This window comes from Kitasatospora sp. NPDC059812 (assembly GCF_042732075.1).
Classification (GTDB): Bacteria; Actinomycetota; Actinomycetes; order Streptomycetales; family Streptomycetaceae; genus Kitasatospora.
In genome coordinates, this window is sequence record NZ_JBHWIO010000178.1 from 1 (window position 1) to 2,034 (window position 2,034).

Below are 2,034 nucleotides of genomic sequence, written 5' to 3' on the forward strand. Positions count from 1 at the left end.
GCCGGCCTCATCTGATGCGCTCTTCGGGGTGTTGAGGGTGTGTGACTGGTCGTTGTTTGAGAACTGCACAGTGGACGCGAGCATCTGTGGCCAAGTTTTTAAGGGCGCACGGTGGATGCCTTGGCACCAGGAACCGATGAAGGACGTGGGAGGCCACGATAGTCCCCGGGGAGCCGTCAACCAGGCTTTGATCCGGGGGTTTCCGAATGGGGAAACCCGGCAGTCGTCATGGGCTGTCACCCGCTGCTGAACACATAGGCAGTGTGGAGGGAACGCGGGGAAGTGAAACATCTCAGTACCCGCAGGAAGAGAAAACAACCGTGATTCCGGGAGTAGTGGCGAGCGAAACCGGATGAGGCTAAACCGTGATGGTGTGAGACCCGGCAGGGGTTGCCATCGCGGGGTCGTGGGATTTTTCTTGACCGGTCTGCCGGCCGGTCGGCGAGTCAGAAACCGTATGGGTAGTCGAAGGACATGCGAAAGGTCCGGCGTAGAGGGTAAGACCCCCGTAGACGAAATCTGTACGGCTCGTTTGAGAAACTCCCAAGTAGCACGGGGCCCGAGAAATCCCGTGTGAATCTGGCGGGACCACCCGCTAAGCCTAAATATTCCCTGGTGACCGATAGCGGATAGTACCGTGAGGGAATGGTGAAAAGTACCGCGGGAGCGGAGTGAAATAGTACCTGAAACCGTGTGCCTACAAGCCGTGGGAGCGTCGTTCATCAGCTTGCTGGTGGGCCGTGACTGCGTGCCTTTTGAAGAATGAGCCTGCGAGTTTGCGGTGTGTAGCGAGGTTAACCCGTGTGGGGTAGCCGTAGCGAAAGCGAGTCCGAATAGGGCGTCTGAGTTGCATGCCCAAGACCCGAAGCGGAGTGATCTAGCCATGGGCAGGTTGAAGCGCGGGTAAGACCGTGTGGAGGACCGAACCCACCAGGGTTGAAAACCTGGGGGATGACCTGTGGTTAGGGGTGAAAGGCCAATCAAACTCCGTGATAGCTGGTTCTCCCCGAAATGCATTTAGGTGCAGCGTCACGTGTTTCTTGCCGGAGGTAGAGCACTGGATAGGCGATGGGCCTTACCGGGTTACTGACCTTAGCCAAACTCCGAATGCCGGTAAGTGAGAGCGTGGCAGTGAGACTGTGGGGGATAAGCTCCATGGTCGAGAGGGAAACAGCCCAGAACACCGACTAAGGTCCCTAAGCGTGTGCTAAGTGGGAAAGGATGTGGAGTCGCAGAGACAACCAGGAGGTTGGCTTAGAAGCAGCCACCCTTGAAAGAGTGCGTAATAGCTCACTGGTCAAGTGATTCCGCGCCGACAATGTAGCGGGGCTCAAGCACATCACCGAAGTCGTGTCATTGCAGCATATAGGGCCAACGCCTGCTGTGATGGGTAGGGGAGCGTCGTGTGCCGGGTGAAGCGGCGGTGGAAACCAGTCGTGGACGGTATACGAGTGAGAATGCAGGCATGAGTAGCGATACAAGAGTGGGAAACTCTTGCGCCGATTGACCAAGGGTTCCTGGGTCAAGCTGATCTGCCCAGGGTAAGTCGGGACCTAAGGCGAGGCCGACAGGCGTAGTCGATGGACAACGGGTTGATATTCCCGTACCCGCTTTGAAGCGCCAACGCTGAACCAGGTGATGCTAAGGCCGTGAAGCCGGCCCGGAGTCTTCGGACAAAGGGACGTGGTGGAGCCGCTGAACCAAGTCTGTAGTAGGTGAGCGATGGGGTGACGCAGGAAGGTAGTCCAGCCCGGGCGGTGGTTGTCCCGGGGTAAGGGTGTAGGCCGAGTGATAGGCAAATCCGTCACTCATTAAGGCTGAGACCTGATGCCGAGCCGATTGTGGTGAAGTGGATGATCCTATGCTGTCGAGAAAAGCCTCTAGCGAGTTTCATGGCGGCCCGTACCCCAAACCGACTCAGGTGGTCAGGTAGAGAATACCGAGGCGTTCGGGTGAACTATGGTTAAGGAACTCGGCAAAATGCCCCCGTAACTTCGGGAGAAGGGGGGCCATTCCTGGTGACGGCACTTGCTG

At 57.6% G+C, this 2,034-nt stretch carries 1 rRNA gene; it reads left to right on the forward strand.

What is annotated here, in order from left to right:
- Positions 1–88 precede the first annotated feature (88 nt).
- Positions 89–2,034 (forward strand): 23S ribosomal RNA (locus ACFV6D_RS38770); the annotation flags it as partial.